At 58.2% G+C, this 15,628-nt stretch carries 14 protein-coding genes; 13 read left to right on the top strand and 1 reads right to left on the bottom strand.

The genetic code is table 11. From position 1 onward, the window contains the following. Nucleotides 1–127: 127 nt before the first annotated feature. The 4 genes from AC50YL_RS03635 to holA all read left to right on the top strand — a co-directional run bounded on the left by AC50YL_RS03635 (nucleotide 128) and on the right by holA (nucleotide 4,277). A complete protein-coding gene (locus tag AC50YL_RS03635) occupies nucleotides 128–1,087 on the top strand; it encodes a D-2-hydroxyacid dehydrogenase (RefSeq protein WP_494829358.1) in 960 nt (319 codons plus the stop codon). 215 nt (nucleotides 1,088–1,302) lie between these two features. After that, nucleotides 1,303–1,851, top strand: a complete 549-nt coding sequence (locus AC50YL_RS03630; protein ID WP_494829357.1) for an RNA polymerase sigma factor — start codon at nucleotides 1,303–1,305, stop codon at nucleotides 1,849–1,851. Then, complete coding sequence (locus tag AC50YL_RS03625; RefSeq protein WP_494829356.1) at nucleotides 1,848–3,008, top strand: anti-sigma factor family protein; 1,161 nt, start codon at nucleotides 1,848–1,850, stop codon at nucleotides 3,006–3,008. Before AC50YL_RS03630 ends, AC50YL_RS03625 begins: the two co-directional genes overlap by 4 nt. 246 nt (nucleotides 3,009–3,254) lie before the next feature. Further along, nucleotides 3,255–4,277, top strand: a complete 1,023-nt coding sequence (holA, locus tag AC50YL_RS03620; protein ID WP_494829355.1) for a DNA polymerase III subunit delta — start codon at nucleotides 3,255–3,257, stop codon at nucleotides 4,275–4,277. A gap of 95 nt (nucleotides 4,278–4,372) precedes the next feature. On the opposite strand, the gene rpsT is transcribed toward holA, so the two are convergent. Further along, nucleotides 4,373–4,645 carry a 30S ribosomal protein S20 gene (gene rpsT / locus AC50YL_RS03615; protein WP_161741118.1) on the bottom strand — a complete coding sequence of 91 codons (273 nt, stop codon included), beginning with the start codon at nucleotides 4,643–4,645 and terminating at the stop codon, nucleotides 4,373–4,375. 193 nt (nucleotides 4,646–4,838) lie between these two features. On the opposite strand from rpsT, the gene gpr reads away from it, so the two are divergent. The 9 genes from gpr to dnaK all read left to right on the top strand — a co-directional run bounded on the left by gpr (nucleotide 4,839) and on the right by dnaK (nucleotide 15,531). After that, nucleotides 4,839–5,846, top strand: coding sequence for a GPR endopeptidase (gpr, locus tag AC50YL_RS03610; RefSeq protein ID WP_494829354.1), 1,008 nt, complete (start codon nucleotides 4,839–4,841; stop codon nucleotides 5,844–5,846). Between the two features lie 219 nt (nucleotides 5,847–6,065). Next, nucleotides 6,066–7,361 carry a stage II sporulation protein P gene (gene spoIIP, locus AC50YL_RS03605; RefSeq protein ID WP_494829353.1) on the top strand — a complete coding sequence of 432 codons (1,296 nt, stop codon included), beginning with the start codon at nucleotides 6,066–6,068 and terminating at the stop codon, nucleotides 7,359–7,361. A 76-nt stretch (nucleotides 7,362–7,437) separates the two neighbouring features. Continuing rightward, on the top strand, nucleotides 7,438–7,854 hold the full coding sequence (locus AC50YL_RS03600) for a DUF3679 domain-containing protein (RefSeq protein ID WP_494829352.1): 417 nt from the start codon (nucleotides 7,438–7,440) through the stop codon (nucleotides 7,852–7,854). Nucleotides 7,855–7,919: 65 nt separating this feature from the next. After that, complete coding sequence (gene lepA, locus AC50YL_RS03595; RefSeq protein ID WP_494829351.1) at nucleotides 7,920–9,734, top strand: translation elongation factor 4; 1,815 nt, start codon at nucleotides 7,920–7,922, stop codon at nucleotides 9,732–9,734. Nucleotides 9,735–10,015: 281 nt separating this feature from the next. Beyond that, nucleotides 10,016–11,167 carry a radical SAM family heme chaperone HemW gene (gene hemW / locus AC50YL_RS03590; protein ID WP_494829349.1) on the top strand — a complete coding sequence of 384 codons (1,152 nt, stop codon included), beginning with the start codon at nucleotides 10,016–10,018 and terminating at the stop codon, nucleotides 11,165–11,167. 114 nt (nucleotides 11,168–11,281) lie between these two features. Further along, nucleotides 11,282–11,743, top strand: a complete 462-nt coding sequence (locus AC50YL_RS03585) for an N-acetyltransferase (RefSeq protein WP_494829347.1) — start codon at nucleotides 11,282–11,284, stop codon at nucleotides 11,741–11,743. Between the two features lie 270 nt (nucleotides 11,744–12,013). Beyond that, on the top strand, nucleotides 12,014–13,039 hold the full coding sequence (hrcA, locus tag AC50YL_RS03580; RefSeq protein ID WP_494829346.1) for a heat-inducible transcriptional repressor HrcA: 1,026 nt from the start codon (nucleotides 12,014–12,016) through the stop codon (nucleotides 13,037–13,039). Between the two features lie 37 nt (nucleotides 13,040–13,076). Further along, the gene (gene grpE, locus AC50YL_RS03575) at nucleotides 13,077–13,649 is read left to right on the top strand and encodes a nucleotide exchange factor GrpE (RefSeq protein ID WP_494829790.1); all 573 of its coding nucleotides are present in this window, start codon (nucleotides 13,077–13,079) and stop codon (nucleotides 13,647–13,649) included. 49 nt (nucleotides 13,650–13,698) lie between these two features. After that, on the top strand, nucleotides 13,699–15,531 hold the full coding sequence (dnaK, locus tag AC50YL_RS03570; RefSeq protein WP_494829344.1) for a molecular chaperone DnaK: 1,833 nt from the start codon (nucleotides 13,699–13,701) through the stop codon (nucleotides 15,529–15,531). The last annotated feature ends 97 nt before the right edge of the window (nucleotides 15,532–15,628 follow it).

Genomic DNA, 15,628 nt, shown 5'->3' with positions numbered 1-15,628 from the left:
CGAAGTCCGCATCCGGCAATCCTCGCAGTCGGTTGACCTGTTAATAAGATAACCGCTTCCGGAGCGTTTGACACAACCGGCGTCAGATGGTAATGTTTGAGGCAATTAGGGAGGAGGAGCCTTGCATATGGGGAAGATCGTATCCGTTCATGCTTTCGATCCGGATCAGGCCGCGGCGATCCAAGCGGCGCTTCCGGACTTTTCGTTTGTATCGGTCGTCGGGCTGGGCGAGGAGGAGGCGCGGGCGCAGTTGAAGTCCGCCGAAATCATCCTCGGGTGGAACCGGGACGTCAAGAAGACGCTGTTCGCGGACGGGATCGCGTTGAAATGGCTGCAAAATTTGGGGGCCGGCGTCGATCATCTTCCGCTTGAACGGGTGAAAGAACTCGGCATCGTCGTGACGAACGCCTCGGGCGTGCACCCGTTTCAAATATCCGAGTCGATCTTCGCCATGCTCCTGTCCCTTACCCGGGGCGTTCACCGCGCGATTCGCAGTCAGCTCGCGGGCAAGTGGCAGCCTTCGCCCAAGCTCGGAGAAGCGCACGGCAAGACGATCGCGATCCTCGGCGCGGGCGCGATCGGACTGGAAACGGCGAAGATCGCCAAAGCGTTCGGCATGAAGGTGCTCGGGATTCGCAGGTCGGGGGAGCCCGCCGAGCATGTCGACGAGATGTACGGCATCGACCGGCTGGACGACGTGCTGGCGAAGAGCGATTATATCGTCAACTGTCTGCCGCATACGAGCGAGACGCGGGCTTTGATCGGCAAAGCCCAGTTCGAAGCGATGAAGCCGACGGCCTACTATATCAATATCGGAAGAGGCGCCACGACGGACACGGCCGCCTTGATCGACGCGCTCCGGAACGGCGGCATCGCCGGCGCCGGACTCGACGTGTTCGAGCAGGAGCCGTTGCCGGAAGACCATCCGCTGTGGGGGCTGGACAACGTCATTCTGACGCCTCACGAATCCGGCAATACCGGCCATTATACGGAGCGCGCTTTGGAAATCGTGCTCGATAACTTGGTCCATTACCGCGAGCATGGCGCTCCCGGCAGGAACATCGTCGATTTGAACGCCCAGTATTAACGCCGCATGAGGGACCGAACTAGGACCGTACCGCTTGCTGGAAATTCTCTGGCAGGGTGTACGGTCCTTTTGTTTTCTGCTATTCTTTTGATGTACTGCGTATTTTCTTTCCGGGGTTCGGGTTACCCAAAATTTTCTTAAAAAATTTGTTCATATACGATGCAACATAAGGCGGGCCATCCGCGTCTGTAATGTTGCAAGAGGGGGGATCCTCCGTGGTAGAGCCAGGCCTGATCAAAGCCGCGCAAGCCGGCGATGGCGAAGCTCTTATTACACTGTTGCGCCAGATCGAGAATCATGTTTACCGCACGGCCTATTATATCGTCAATAACGAGCAGGACGCGATGGATGCCGCCCAAGAAGCGCTTATCCGCATTTATACCAAGATCGGCACTTACGAGGAGAAGGCTCAATTCAAGACGTGGGTCCAGCGGATCGTCACGAATATTTGCATCGATAAGTTCCGGCGCAACAAGCCGACCGTATCCATCGACGAGCATGACTTGGTCTTCCAGGACCAGCATTCCGTCGAGGAAGAAGTGATGTCCGCTTATACTTCGCAGGATATCCGCAAGGCGATCGACAAGCTTCCCGAGCACCACAGGGCGGTCGTCGTGCTTCGGTACCTGCAGGACTTCTCGTACAACGAGATCGCGGATTCGCTCGATTTGCCGCTCAATACCGTCAAATCATACTTATTCCGGGCCAGGCAGCAACTTCAAACATACCTGCATGACTACCAGAGAGGAGGTGTCCGAGGATGAATTGTCAAGAGGTGATGGACTATATGCAAAGACAGCTTGACGGAGACCTGGATGAACGGGAAACCGAAATCTTGATGAATCATACGCGGCATTGCTCCGACTGCGCGGCTATGTTCGAGCGGTTGAAGCTGCTCTCTTCAGGATTGGAAAGCTTGCCGAGAGTCGCGCCGAGCTACAGCTTGGTGGACGCGATATTGCCGAAGCTGGCGGAGATTCAAGCAGCGGCCGAAGCGTCGCTCGAACAGCCGCGCATCGTCGTTGCCGGCGAAGGGACGAACCCTCCGCGGCGGGTGCAGAAGCCGGGCGGCAATTGGCGGCGGTGGCTGCCGCTGTCCGCGATCGGCGGAACGGTGGCCGCGGGCGTGATTATCGGCATGTTCTTCTTGAGCAACAATAGCATGCATTCGCTGCGTGACGGCAACGACAGCGGTATGGCGGCCGATACGGGTTCCGCCGACTCGTCTGTGATGGACGCAGCCAGGACGAATTCGGGAGACAGCGCGGATTCCTCTTCCGATGCCAGCGCCGCGAAGGAGAACAACAGCTCGGCCGCGCACGACGAGGGAGCGGCGAACAATAAGGCCTCCGTGCAGCAGAACATGACGCTGAAGACGGAGGTAAACCGCAGCGTCGATCCGAACGGCGAAGCGATGCCTCCGATAACGTCCGGCGGACAGGACGGCGATGCGGCCGCAGGCGACCAGGCGAACTCTCCGAACTACGCGACCTCCGATTCCGGCGGTTCCGACGGCGGCAACGCCCCGGCGTCCGATAGCTCCGACGGATCCAGTTCCGCGGACGGCGGGCAAACGGGCGGCGCGGGCAATGCGCCGGCGGATGCCGGCCAGGAGAACGTCCCGGGACCGGGCAACGAGCAGAAGATCGGCAGCCTCGCGCCGCAGGTCATGGCTTCGCCGATCTCGCCGGATAAACTGTATCAGGCGTTTATCGTGGACGGCGATACGGTGAGCGTCTATACCGTCAGCGACAGCGAATTGAAATACACGAGCGCGACCAAACGCACGGGGATTGCCGATTTGAAGTGGTCGGACGACAGCAAACAGCTCACGTATACGGCCGTGGATGCGGACGGGACGAAGAAATCGTTCGTCGTCGATCCGATCGCGGGGACGGAACAGGTACAATCTAGCAATTAATGACATTGCCCATGCACACATGACGTGATATTCGCGTATGTTGAAGAGAAGGAACAGTCATGGGACGATCGAGAAAGCCTTGACGTCGTATGACCATTCGCAGCCGGTACCATGGACCGCCGCTGTCGAATGTTTATATAGATGTTCGGGGACAAGGGGATGAGGCGCAGGTGCCGCATCCCTTTGTTGCGTTTTCGGCGGAATGGCGCTATCGTAAGATTGTCGGTTTTGAGGGGGGAACAGCGGATGGAGCTGAAGGATGCCGCGAAGGAATGGAAGGCGGGACAGTTCAGGCCCGTATACGTGCTGTACGGGAAGGACCGTTACCGGATGCGCCAATTCGTCGAGGCGCTGACGGACAAGCTGCTGCCGGAGGACGAACGGGAGCTTGGCATCGTGAAATACGACACGTCCGAGACGCCGATCGAGGAGGCGGTGGCGGAAGCCGATACGATGCCGTTCTTCGCTTCGCGCAAACTCGTGCTGATTCGGGACGTGTCCGTGCTTGCGGCCGCCCAGGGCAAAGAGGGCAAGCTGGAGCATGGCACCGATTCGCTGATCGCGTACTTGAAGCAGCCCTGCGAGAGCAGCGTGATCGTGTTTCAGGTCATGGCGGAGAAATTGGACGAACGGCGCAAAGTCGTCAAGCTCCTGAAAGAGCAGGACGCGATGATCGCTTTTCAGGAGCTGCAGGAGAACGAGCTGCTGCAATGGACGATAAAGCGCGCCGAAGAGCAGGGGCGGAAAATGGGACGCGAGGCCGCGCAGCTGCTGCTCGCGCGCACGGGTACGAACATGCAGCAGCTGGCGCACGAAGTCGACAAGCTCTGCCTGCACGCCGGCAGCGGCGGCGAGATCGCGAGCGGGGACGTCGAGACGCTGATCGCGTCGACGGTCGAGGAGGACGTTTTCGCGTTGATCGATGCGATGGCGTCGCTGAATGTCGAGAAGGCGCTCAAGCTGTACGCCGAGCTCCTGCTGCGCCGGGAAGAGCCGATCAAGATCGCGGCGTTGATCGCGCGTCAGTTCCGGATCATGCTGCAGGTGAAGGAGCTGGAGCAGCATAATTATTCGCAGCAGCAGATGGCCGGCCAGATCGGCCTGCATCCGTATGCCGTCAAGCTGGCGGCCGAGAAAGCGAAGCGCTTCACCGCCCAGACGCTCGGACGCCATCTGAGCAAGCTGGCGGACCTGGATTTCGGGATGAAGACGGGACGCGTGGACAAAACGCTCGGCCTGGAACTGTTTCTGCTGTCGCTTGCCGTATAGCTCGCGTGTCTTGTCTGTATCGGATAGCCGGAGATGCGCAATAAAAAAGTCCTGCTCTTTCGCCGAGGCGAAAAGGCAGGACTTTTATCGTTGGTTTAGGCTTGAGCGCTAAGTGCGTTCAGCTTTTTAGCCAGACGCGACTTTTTGCGGGCAGCTGCATTTTTATGGATCAGGCCTTTCGTTGCGGCTTTATCCAGCTTTTTCGTAGCGGTGATCAAAGCTGCTTTGGCAGCTTCCACATCCGTCGCGACGACAGCGAGATCGGCAGCTTTAACGGCCGTGCGGAGCGCGGATTTCTGAGAAGCGTTCAGCGCGCGACGTTTCTCGATCGTTTTCACGCGTTTTACTGCGGATTTAATGTTTGGCATTGCATTCACCTCCTGTAAAAAGGGAAAACCCTTTGTAACAAACACAACTTGACACAGTGTACCATGGGCAGGGTCAAAATGCAATAGCGTTTGCCGCTCGTTATCCGCATCCGCGCCTGCGTGTGACCGCATAATTCATGTCCGGCTTCCGCACACTAAAGCCATTCGACCATGGAAGGAGCGCCCTTATTACATGACAGACCTGGACCTGGAACGATTTAACGTCGGAATCGACTTGGCGCTGGAAGCGAAGGAAATGGCGGAGTCCGCCGGAAACGGTCCGATTCCCGGCGTCTTGTCCGACGTCTCGGACGAAGACGGCATCAAGATTACCCGCCTGGACGTGACGACCGAGGAGGGCTCGCGCGTCATGGGGAAAGTGATGGGTCATTACGTCACTTTCGAGGTGCCCGAGCTGCGCAAGCAGGATACCGGCCTGCAGGATCGCGTCGCGACCAAGCTGGCGCAGGAATTCGCCGCCTTTCTCGAGCGGGTCGGCATCGGCAAGACGGCGAACGTATTGATCGTCGGCCTCGGCAACTGGAACGTGACCCCGGATGCGCTCGGACCGATCGTCGTGGAGAACGCGCTCGTGACCCGGCATTTTTTCGAACTGATGCCGAACGAAGTCGCTCCCGGCTATCGGAACGTTAGCGCGATCGCGCCGGGCGTGCTCGGCATTACGGGCATCGAATCGAGCGATATCGTGCAGGGCATCGTCGACCGCTCGAAGCCCGACGTGATCATCGCGATCGACGCCCTCGCATCGAAGGCGCTGGAACGGGTCAACACGACGATCCAGATCGCGGACACGGGCATCCACCCCGGATCCGGCATCGGCAATAAACGCCGCGGCTTGACGAAAGACATCCTCGGCGTGCCCGTTATCGCCATCGGCGTTCCGACGGTGTTGTACGCATCCACGATCGTCAGCAACAGCATCGATCTCATGCGGGATCATCTCAAGAAGCACGCGGGCCAGACGGCGGACGGCTTCATGGGACTGCTGGACTCGATCGACGAGAACGAACGGCTCCAGCTGGTGCGCGAGGCGCTCGGGCCGCTCGGCCACGATTTGCTCGTCACGCCGAAGGAAATCGATCAATTCATCGAAGACATCGCGAACATCGTCGCGAGCGGCTTGAACGCGGCGCTTCACGAAGCCGTCGATAAGAGCAACGTAGCCGCCTATACGCATTGACGGCGAGGATTTCAAGCCTGCGTCAGTCCCTTCGGCCCCGGGCCGAGGGGGCTTTTTGCGTCGCTTGCCGAAACGGGCGATTCTATCAATCTAGCGGTCTAGCAAGCGAATCTAGCGCTCTACTAAACTTTCGGTTCTAGCAAACGGCCTGTCTTCATAAGATGGAATCAGGCCTGAAATCGGGCGAAGATCTCGAAAATGGAACTGGGAGGAACAACAATGAAACGAATCATAATGACGCTGAACATCGGCAGAAGCAGCCTGCGGCTCAGGCAACTGCTCATTGCCGGCCGCACCTTCGCCTTGCTGTCATTAGGATCGATGGTCCTTGTCCTCGTCGTCGGAATCGGCGTGATCGTGCAGCAGCGCGCCTCGACATCGCCGGTCGCGTCCATGAAAGGCTTCGCTGCTTCGGTTTCAAGCGGTTTGTTCGCGGATATGCTGGCAATGGAGATGCCCGGAACGGCCAAGGCGGACGTGGAGCCTTCCATCTCCGGCCATCAGATCGGCAGTTTTCTCGTGCGGCTGCTGACGGATATCAATCCCGACGATCCCAAGAGCTTGCTCGCCAGCCAATACCCCGGACTCGACGGAGAGAAGACGACGCTGCTGCAAGGCGGCTCCGGCACGGACGCGTCGGTCGGTCCGGAAGACCATGAGACCGTCACGGGCAGCGACGACGGTAACGGCGGCATCATCGGCGAGGGTACGGACGCGCCTGACGGGCTGAACGACGCCGACAGGCCGGATCATGATCCCGGCGATGTCGGAACCGTCGATGACGGGGAAGCGGCGGGTACGCCCGGGGACGCATCCGGCGACGCGCCGGTTCCGGCGGATCCGTCCAAGCCGACGACCGGCGGGCGGAACGTGGTGTTCATCTATCATTCCCATGCGCGGGAGTCATGGTTTCCGGAGGTCAAGAGCAAGAAGACGGCGGAATCCTCGACCCGGAACATTACGCTGCTCGGGACGCGCCTGGCCAATCAATTGGATAAATTGGGCGTCGGATCGCTGCATTCCGCGACGGATTACCCGACCGCGGTTAAAAATTACAATTGGCTCCTATCCTATAAATATTCGAAGCAGTCGGTGCTGACGGCGATGGCGGACAACAAGGATTTGAAATTCTTCTTCGATATTCACCGCGATTCGCAGCATCGCAAGGAGACGACGGCGACCATCGGCGGCCAGGACTACGCGCAGGTATTCTTCATCATCGGCCACGGCAACCCGGACTGGAAGAAGAACGAAGCGTTCGCAAGCGAGATTCACGACGAGCTCGAGCGGAAGTATCCCGGCCTCTCGCGCGGCATTTGGGGCAAGACGACGGCCAACGGAAACGGCGAATACAACCAATCGCTCGCGGCGGACAGCGTGCTGATCGAGATTGGCGGCGTCGACAACACGCTCGCGGAATCGTACCGCACGGTCGACGCGCTGGCGAAGGTGATCGCCGACCTTTACTGGAAGGACGAGAAAGTATCGGCGCCGGGAGCAACGACAAAATCATAGCAAAGCCCATAACCGCAGGCGGAAACCGAACAGGGGATGAATCGATTCGGTCCGCCAATATAAGGAGGAACTGCCCATGCGTCGTCACACATTGAAAACGGCTTTCGTCGGAGGAGCGGTCGCGCTGATCGTCCTGTTCGGCATCGATACCGCGACGAGCGGGATCGAACGCATCTACGGCCCGGTGGAGGACAATGCGTCAACGATGCAACTGCAGCAGCCGATCGATCGCCTGCCCGAAAATGTTTACGCGTCTTCTGCGGGGCAGATGACCGTAGAGGACGCGCAGCATGGCCGCACGGAAGACGACATCCGGCGCGAGTACGAGCGTAAGCTGCAGGAGGAGCTGGCCAAACGGCTGCCGGGATTACCCGATATGCAGAGCCAATCGACGGTCAATCAGGTCGCGGACGGCACGGCCGGCGCGCTGCAATCCATCTCGTCGAAGGGAATTCGCATGGTCGTCTCGTTTTTCGAGAAGGTAACGGATTGATGGTGCTTGCCCGAACTGGTATAATACAATGATGATCAGTAATTAGGTACCTCTGGGGGTTAAGCATGGACGTACGCGAAAGACAGAAACGAATCAGGAACTTCTCCATCATTGCCCATATCGATCATGGGAAATCGACGCTGGCCGACCGGATCCTTGAATTTACCGGCGCATTGTCCTCCCGGGAGATGCAGGAGCAGGTGCTCGACCAGATGGATTTGGAACGCGAACGCGGCATTACGATAAAGCTGCAAGCGGTACGTCTCGGTTACAAGGCCGATAACGGCGAGGAATATATTTTGAATCTTATCGATACGCCGGGACACGTCGACTTTACATACGAGGTATCCCGCAGCCTCGCGGCTTGCGAGGGCGCGCTGCTCGTCGTCGATGCGGCGCAGGGCATCGAAGCGCAGACGCTCGCGAACGTATACCTGGCGCTCGACAATAATCTCGAGATCATCCCGGTGCTGAACAAAATCGATCTGCCGAGCGCGGAGCCGGAGCGCGTGAAGCAGGAGATCGAGGACGTTATCGGTCTCGACGCCAGCGAAGCGGTGCATGCTTCCGCGAAAGCGGGCATCGGCATCAAGGAAATCCTGGAGCAGGTCGTGACGAAGGTGCCGGCGCCGACCGGCGATCCGGACCAGCCGCTCAAGGCGCTGATCTTCGACTCGCACTACGACCCGTACAAAGGCGTTATCGTCTACGTGCGCGTCATGGACGGCAGCATCAAAGCCGGCAAGAAGATTCGCTTCATGGCCACCGCGGCGGAATTCGAAGTCATCGAAGTCGGCGCCTTCATGCCGCGCATGGGCATCGTGGACGAGCTTGCCGTCGGCGACGTCGGCTTCGTCGTAGCGGGCATCAAGAACGTGAAGGACACGCGCGTCGGGGATACGATCACGGACGCGAAAAAGCCGGCGACCGAAGCGCTGCCGGGCTATCGCAAGATCAATCCGATGGTCTTCTGCGGCTTGTACCCGATCGAGACGCAGGATTACAACGATCTGCGCGACGCGCTGGAGAAGCTGGAGTTGAACGACGCGTCGCTTCGCTACGAAGCGGAATCGTCGACGGCGCTCGGCTTCGGCTATCGCTGCGGCTTTCTCGGCCTGCTGCACATGGAGATCATCCAGGAGCGGATCGAGCGCGAATTCAACATTCCGCTCATCACGACCGCGCCGAGCGTTATCTACCGCGTGACGCTGACCAACGGCGACGTGATCGAGATCGACAACCCGTCCAACTATCCGGAGGTCGGCAAGATCGAATACGTCGAAGAGCCGTTCGTGAAGGCGGCCATCATCGTGCCGAACGACTACGTCGGCGCCATCATGGAGCTTTGCCAGAACAAGCGCGGCGAGTTCGTCAACATGGAATACCTGGACACGAACCGCGTCACGATCACGTACGACATGCCGCTGTCGGAGATCGTGTACGATTTCTTCGATCAGCTGAAATCCAGCACGAAGGGCTACGCGTCCTTCGACTATGAAGTATCCGGCTACCGTCAATCGAAGCTGGTCAAGATGGACATCATGCTCAATAACGAGCAGGTCGACGCCTTGTCCGTCATCGTTCACCGCGACCGCGCCTACAACCGCGGACGGATCATTTGCGAGAAGCTCAAGGACCTGATCCCGCGCCAGATGTTCGAGGTTCCCATTCAGGCTTCCATCGGCAACAAGGTTATCTCGCGCGAGACGGTCAAAGCGATGCGCAAAAACGTCCTTGCCAAATGCTACGGCGGCGACATCAGCCGGAAACGGAAGCTGCTCGACAAGCAAAAGGAAGGCAAGAAGCGGATGAAGCAGGTCGGCAGCGTCGAGGTGCCGCAGGAAGCGTTCATGGCGGTTCTGAAAATCGACGAGGATTAAAACCCGCTATGCGTTATAGGATAGGCCTGCGGCCGGCAAGGGATTACGCTCGCTGTTGCACCCGGATTTCTTGAACGATTCGTATAAGATTGAAATACGGCTGCAAAGGCGACCACTTCGTTGCTCCATCTCCTTGCCGGCTTTTCGGCCGCCTAAACGCAGCAGTTTTAAGGGAGCATCCTCGCTCCCTTTTCTTTATTTGGGCGGCATATTAGAGGCAGTGCATGTCTATTGCCCCCGCTGATTTTGAAATTCTAGCAAGACCCTGGAGGTCATACGCAATGTTAACTCACGCGCCGAGGGCGCTTTATATTCATATCCCTTTCTGCACGAACAAGTGCCATTACTGCGACTTTACGTCTTACGTCTTGAAGGGTCAGCCGGTGGATGCTTATCTGGACGCGTTGGAGCGGGAGATGGTCATGACCGCCGAGGCGCTGCCGCCGGAGGAGATCCGGACGGTGTTCGTCGGCGGCGGAACGCCGACGGTGCTGACGCCGCCGCAGATGGAGCGGTTCCTGTCTTCGGTGAAGCGGCATTTCCCCATCCATCCCGACGCCGAGTTTACGATGGAAGCCAATCCGGGCACGACGGATCTCGACAAGCTGCAGGCGATGCGCGCGGGCGGCGTCAACCGGATCAGCTTCGGCGTGCAATCGTTCGATAACGGGCTGCTGGAGCGCATCGGACGCATTCATAACGTCGACGACGTGTACCGAAGCATCGAGAACGCGCGAACGGCCGGCGTCCATAACCTGTCCATCGATCTGATGTTCGGGTTGCCGGGCCAGTCGGTCGAGCAGCTTTCGGACAGCGTCGCCAAAGCGCTCGCGCTGGACTTGCCGCATTACTCGCTTTACGGACTGAAGGTCGAGGAGAATACGCTGTTTCATGCGCTATACGAGCGCAACGAGCTGCCGCTGCCTCCGGAAGAGGACGAGCTGGCCATGTACATGCTGCTGATCGACCGGCTGACGGGCGCGGGATACAGCCACTACGAGATCAGCAATTTCGCCAAGCCCGGATTCGAAAGCAGGCACAACATCACTTATTGGCGCAACGAACCGTACTACGGTCTTGGCGCGGGCGCGCACGGATATGCGCGGGGCGAGCGCCACGTCAACATCAAGGGCATTCAGCCGTATCTGGACGCCGCGGCGGCGCGTCTGCCGCGCCTGGAGACGAACGCCGTCTCGGAAGAAGAGGCGATGGAAGATTTCATGATGGTCGGCCTTCGCATGCTGCGGGGCGTGAGCGGGGACGATTTTGCCCGCCAGTTCCCGGGCAGGACGATCGAGGACGTATTCGGCGAGCCGCTGGAACGGCTGCTGAAGCTGGGTTTGATCGAGGTCGCGGACGCGGTCGGCGGCTACCGTTTGTCCCGGAAGGGCATCCCCTTGGGCAACGAAGTATTCGGCGCGTTCATAAGCTGATCCGCCAGTGTTCCGCAGGACAAATAGGTCTTGTGTAGAAATGCACGTTGTTGTATATTTATTCGTATTGAAAGTTGGGAAATCACGAATTCGAGCGGGTGGAGGGCGAGCGCGATGGAAGCGGTATGCAGAAAAGCGACCGAGAACGATATCGATACGTTGGCGGATTTGATAGCCGGTTACGCTGAGAAAGGAATTATGCTGCCGCGATCGCGCGAAGCGCTGAAACGCCAGATCGATTCGTTCGTCGTCGCCGAAGTCGAGAACGCGGTCGTCGGCTGCGGCTCGTTGACGAGACTCGGGACCGATCTCGTGGAGATCCGCTCGCTCGGCATCTCGGACGGCTATAAGGGGCTCGGCATCGGCAGCAAGCTGGTCGATCAGCTGATCGTCGAAGCCAAAGAGCAGCATGTTCCGAAAGTCATGGCGTTGACGTACGAAGTGCAGTTCTTCGAGAAGAACGGGTTCACTGTCGTCAACAAGGAAATTTTCCCCGAGAAGGTGTGGACGGACTGCGTCAACTGTCCCAAGCAGCATGCCTGCGACGAGATCGCGGTGTTGAAGACGCTGAACTGAGCGGACGTTTCAGCGCGCGCGATACGGTTTATGGAATGAAATGCACGCCGTTTTCCTGGAATAGGCGGCGTATTCCAAGCAGCGGGGCAGCACTGAAATAGGCGCGCCGAAAATGCCGAACCGACTTGACAATAGCCAAGGGGGTTTGGTATTTTTGTAGTAATGATTAGCACTCAACGCTATCGAGTGCTAACGAAGGCGGAAGGAACGGCTTTAACGGTTCGCCCCGAAACGGAGCGGATTCGATCTTATGAATATGGAGGGACTGCGATGCTATCTGATCGGCAGCGAATGATTTTGAATGTCATCATCGACGATTATATCCGCTCGGCGGAGCCAATCGGTTCACGCAGCATTTCGAAACGAAGCGACGTCGGCTTTAGTCCGGCGACGATCCGCAACGAAATGGCTGATTTGGAGGAGCTCGGCTTCTTGGAACAACCCCATACTTCGGCGGGTCGGATTCCTTCGATCAAAGGCTACCGGTATTACGTCGACCATCTCGTCAAGCTTGGCGAAGTCAATGAACAGGATTTACTGTTCGTCCGCTCGTTTTTTACCGAGAAAATGAATCAAATGGAACAAATCATCCAGCATGCCGCGATGATTCTGTCGAACATGACGAATTATACGAGCATCGTGCTCGGACCGGAGACGTTCACGACGTCCCTCAAGCATTTTCAGCTGGTGCCGCTGAGCGAGGACACGGCCGTGGCGATCATCGTCACGAATACCGGGCACGTCGAGAACCGGACCATCTCCATCCCGCAGGAAATGAGCATGGAAGAGATGCAGCAGGCGGTGAACATTTTGAATGCCAAGCTGATCGGCGTTCCGCTTGTTCGCCTCAAATCGAAATTGTACTCGGAGGTCGGCCAGGAGCTTGGCCGCTACGCGGATCAATTCGAACGGCTGCTCGGCATCCTGGATCAGACGCTCGCGAGCGACAACGATCACCGCGTCTTCATGAGCGGAACGACGAACATGCTCACGCAGCCGGAATTCAAGGATGTCGACAAAGTGAAGACGCTTCTTGATCTGTTGGAAGAAACGCCCACGATCATGCAGATGTTCAGCGCGCTTCCAAGCGGCATTCAGGTCCGGATCGGGACCGAGAATACGCATGAAGCCATCAACAACTGCAGCCTTATTACGGCGACGTATTCCGTCGAGGGCAAGTCGCTGGGCACGATCGGCATACTTGGACCGACGCGGATGGATTACGGGAAAGTCATCAGCCTGCTGGATATTTTGTCGAAGGACATGGCCGTGCTGCTTGGCCGCTGGTACAAGTGATGCTCATTATTTTCAGGAGGTGTCAAATCGCGTGTCTGTGAATGAACAGCATACAGATGAGGAACATAAGCAAGAGATGGACGGCGCTTCTAACGAGGAACAGGAAACGGTAACCGAGGAGCCTGCCCTTGAAGTCGACGTTCCGGAAGGCACGGATGAGGACGGCCGCTACGCCGGGCTGTTGAAACTCGCCGACGAGAATCAACAGCGCTACCTGCGCGCCCAGGCGGACTTCGATAACTTCCGCCGCCGCACGATGAAGGAGAAGGACGAGCTTGCGCAGTACGCTTCCTTGAAGCTGATCGGCCAGCTGCTGCCCGTCGTCGACAACTTCGGCCGCGCGATCGAAGCCGCGAAAGCCGGCGGCGACGTAGAATCGTTCTCCAAAGGCGTGGATATGATCTTCCGCCAATTCGAGGGCGTTCTGGAAGCCGAAGGCTTGAAGCCGATGGAGGCCGTCGGCCAGCCGTTCAACCCCGATTTCCACCAGGCGATCATGACGGTGGAGTCCGATGAGCACGAAGAGGGCATCGTCGTCGAAGAAATTCAAAAAGGTTTCATGCTGAAGGATAAAGTGCTGCGTCCCGCCATGGTGAAAGTCAGCGGTTAACGTTTGGCTGCCTATATTCATTTCCAGATCAGAAGGAGGATTTCTACTTATGAGTAAAGTAATCGGTATCGACCTTGGAACAACCAACTCTTGCGTAGCGGTAATGGAGGGCGGCGAAGCCGTCGTCATCCCGAATCCGGAGGGCAACCGCACGACGCCTTCGGTCGTCGGCTTCAAGAAAGACGGCGAGCGCATCGTCGGCGAATCGGCGAAACGCCAAGCCATCACGAACCCGGACCGCACGATCATCTCGATCAAGCGCCATATGGGCACGAACCACAAGGAAGTCATCGACGGCAAGGACTACTCGCCGCAAGAAATTTCCGCGATCATCCTGCAGAAGCTGAAATCCGACGCCGAAGCGTACCTGGGCCAAACGGTCACGCAAGCCGTTATCACGGTTCCGGCTTACTTCAATGACAGCCAGCGTCAAGCGACGAAGGATGCCGGTAAAATCGCCGGTCTCGAAGTTCTCCGTATCGTCAACGAGCCTACGGCTGCGGCGCTGGCTTACGGCCTGGAGAAATCCGAAGACCAAACGATCCTCGTCTATGACCTTGGCGGCGGTACGTTCGACGTATCGATCCTCGAGCTCGGCGACGGCTTCTTCGAAGTTAAAGCGACGAGCGGCGACAACCGTCTCGGCGGCGACGACTTCGACCAAGTGATCATCGACTACCTCGTGTCGGAATTCAAGAAAGAACAAGGCGTCGATCTTTCCAAGGACAAAGCGGCCGTTCAACGGTTGAAGGACGCGGCCGAGAAAGCGAAGAAGGAACTGTCCGGCGTATTGACGTCGACGATCTCCCTTCCGTTCATCACGATGGCTGACGGCGTGCCTCAGCATTTGGAACTTAGCCTGACCCGCGCCAAATTCGAAGAGCTGTCCGCGCCGCTCGTCGAACGTACGCTCGGCCCGACGCGCCAAGCGCTCAGCGACTCCGGCATTTCCCCGAGCGAGATCGACAAGGTCGTGCTGGTCGGCGGTTCCACGCGAATCCCTGCCGTACAAGAAGCGGTCAAGAAGCTGATCGGCAAAGATCCGCATAAAGGCGTGAACCCGGACGAAGTCGTCGCCCTCGGCGCGGCCGTTCAAGCGGGCGTATTGACGGGCGACGTCAAGGACGTCGTATTGCTCGACGTTACGCCGTTGTCCCTCGGCATCGAAACGGCGGGCGGCGTGTTCACCAAGATGATCGACCGCAACACGACGATCCCGACGAGCAAATCGCAAGTGTACTCGACGTACGCGGACAATCAGCCGAGCGTAGAGATCCACGTGCTGCAAGGCGAGCGTCAAATGGCCGCCGGCAACAAAACGCTGGGCCGCTTCACGCTGGGCGATATCCCGCTGGCGCCGCGCGGCGTACCGCAAATCGAGGTCACCTTCGACATCGACGCGAACGGCATCGTCAACGTCTCCGCCCTCGATAAAGGCACGGGCAAGAGCCAAAAAATCACGATTACGTCCTCCGGCGGCTTGTCGGATGAAGAAATCGATCGTATGATGAAAGATGCCGAGCTGAACGCGGAAGAAGACCGCAAGCGCCGCGAGCTGGTCGAAGCGAAGAACAGCGCGGATCAACTGGTCTACTCCGTGGACAAAACGATCAAGGACCTCGGCGACAAAGTCGATGCCTCCGAGATCGACAAAGCGAACGCGGCGAAAGAAAAAGTAACCGCGGCCCTCGCGACCGACGACGTGGAGCAAATCAATACGGCCGCGCAGGAGCTGACGGAAATCATCCAACAGCTGTCCGTGAAGCTGTATGAGCAGGCGCAAGCGGCCAGCGAAGGCGCAGGTCCCGAAGCGGGCGGCGCGCAAGGCGGCAAAGACAACGTAGTCGATGCCGACTACGAGGTTGTCGACGACAAGAAATAAGCTCTGCAACGATATGCATGCGGTTGGTTTTGCGTAAACGGTGCGCCGTCCTTGAAAATTCGGACGGCGCAGCCGTTTTTCGACCTTATAGGATGTA

The sequence above is a fragment of the Paenibacillus sp. J22P277 genome (assembly GCF_059383675.1).
This window is presented reverse-complemented; position numbering and strand designations above follow the sequence as displayed.

Bases quoted from the DNA above. Each gene is read 5' to 3' on its own strand.
- spoIIP (WP_494829353.1), top strand. From the start codon at position 6,066: ATGAAACGAATCATAATGACGCTGAACATCGGCAGAAGCAGCCTGCGG.
- dnaK (WP_494829344.1), top strand. From the start codon at position 13,699: ATGAGTAAAGTAATCGGTATCGACCTTGGAACAACCAACTCTTGCGTA.
- AC50YL_RS03585 (WP_494829347.1), top strand. From the start codon at position 11,282: ATGGAAGCGGTATGCAGAAAAGCGACCGAGAACGATATCGATACGTTG.
- lepA (WP_494829351.1), top strand. From the start codon at position 7,920: ATGGACGTACGCGAAAGACAGAAACGAATCAGGAACTTCTCCATCATT.
- gpr (WP_494829354.1), top strand. From the start codon at position 4,839: ATGACAGACCTGGACCTGGAACGATTTAACGTCGGAATCGACTTGGCG.
- hemW (WP_494829349.1), top strand. From the start codon at position 10,016: ATGTTAACTCACGCGCCGAGGGCGCTTTATATTCATATCCCTTTCTGC.
- AC50YL_RS03635 (WP_494829358.1), top strand. From the start codon at position 128: ATGGGGAAGATCGTATCCGTTCATGCTTTCGATCCGGATCAGGCCGCG.
- rpsT (WP_161741118.1), bottom strand. From the start codon at position 4,645: ATGCCAAACATTAAATCCGCAGTAAAACGCGTGAAAACGATCGAGAAA.
- hrcA (WP_494829346.1), top strand. From the start codon at position 12,014: ATGCTATCTGATCGGCAGCGAATGATTTTGAATGTCATCATCGACGAT.
- AC50YL_RS03625 (WP_494829356.1), top strand. From the start codon at position 1,848: ATGAATTGTCAAGAGGTGATGGACTATATGCAAAGACAGCTTGACGGA.
- holA (WP_494829355.1), top strand. From the start codon at position 3,255: ATGGAGCTGAAGGATGCCGCGAAGGAATGGAAGGCGGGACAGTTCAGG.
- AC50YL_RS03600 (WP_494829352.1), top strand. From the start codon at position 7,438: ATGCGTCGTCACACATTGAAAACGGCTTTCGTCGGAGGAGCGGTCGCG.